Source organism: Mesorhizobium sp. M7A.F.Ca.CA.003.01.2.1 (assembly GCF_003998945.1).
In the GTDB taxonomy this organism is placed as follows: domain Bacteria; phylum Pseudomonadota; class Alphaproteobacteria; order Rhizobiales; family Rhizobiaceae; genus Mesorhizobium; species Mesorhizobium ciceri.
This window is the reverse complement of the sequence record NZ_RZRA01001303.1, coordinates 1-1,139: the sequence shown is the minus strand read 5'-3', so window position 1 is coordinate 1,139 and position 1,139 is coordinate 1. Positions and strand designations below refer to the sequence as shown.

The 1,139-nt window shown below is 65.5% G+C and carries 2 protein-coding genes; both read right to left on the bottom strand.

Translation table 11 applies throughout. From position 1 onward, the window contains the following. Positions 1-322 (bottom strand): Gfo/Idh/MocA family oxidoreductase (locus EN969_RS32200; protein WP_164758717.1); only part of this gene is annotated, 322 nt, incomplete at its 3' end. 49 nt (positions 323-371) lie between these two features. Then, positions 372-1,076, bottom strand: coding sequence for an SDR family oxidoreductase (locus tag EN969_RS32195; protein ID WP_024501629.1), 705 nt, complete (start codon positions 1,074-1,076; stop codon positions 372-374). Positions 1,077-1,139: the final 63 nt, after the last annotated feature.

The window sequence follows — 1,139 nt, the reverse complement described above, 5'->3', positions numbered from 1 at the left end:
CATCGGCCATCTCGGTCGCCTTGCCGAAGTTTTCGGCCAGCGGCTTTTCGCACAGCACCGGCTTGCCGGCGGCGATCAGCGCCATGGTGGTCGGGTGGTGGATGCGGTCGGGCGTGACATTGGCCACCGCGTCGAACTCGCCCCATGCCAGCGCCTCCTCCAGCCCGGTAAAGCGGTTGGGAATGTCAAAGCTGTCGGCGAACTCGCCAACCCGCGCCGGATCGACATCGACTGCGCCGACAATGTCGACGCCCTCGATGGCGCTGAAGCGCCGGGCATGTTCCTGCGCCATCCAGCCGGTGCCGAGTATCAAAAGCCGCATTATTTGCTCCTTGGGGTGAGATGCCGGAATCCCCTCCCGGCCGACGCCCTCAAATAGCGCGTATAATGCCGCCGTCGACCCGGATGTTCTGGCCGGTGATGTAGCCGGCGCCCTCCGACGCCAGGAAGGCGATGGTCGCGGCGACCTCTTCCGAAGTGCCGTAGCGCTGCATCGGCACGCTGTCGCGGCGTTCTTCGGTGGCCGGCAGGCTGTCGATCCAGCCGGGCAGCACATTGTTCATGCGCACATTGTCGGCGGCATAGGTGTTGGCGAAGATCTTGGTGTAGGCGGCAACGCCGGCGCGGAACACGGCGGACGTCGGGAACATCGGGCTCGGCTCGACCACCCAGGCCGTCGAGATGTTGATGATGGCCCCACCCTTCTGCTTGACCATCTGCGGCGCCACGATGCGCACCGGCCGGATGACGTTGAGGAGGTAGACGTCCATGCCGGTGTGCCATTGCTCGTCGGTGATCTCGAGGATCGGCGCACGCGGCCCGTGGCCGCCGCTGTTGACCAGCACGTCGATGCGGCCATAGCGCTCCAGCGTCAGGTCGACGAGGCGCTGCAGATCGTCGTTCGACTGGTTGGAGCCGGTGACGCCGAGCCCGCCAAGCTCCTTGGCCAGCGCCTCGCCCTTGCCCGAAGAGGAAAGAATGGCAATCTTGAAGCCGTCCGCCGCCAGCCGCTTGGCCGCCGCCGCCCCCATGCCGCTGCCGCCGGCCACCACCACAGCTACTTTTTCTACACTCATCGGATTTTCCTCTCAGGGTTTGCGGGCACCGCAAGCGGTGTTTTCGGGAGTTGAGCGTCGATA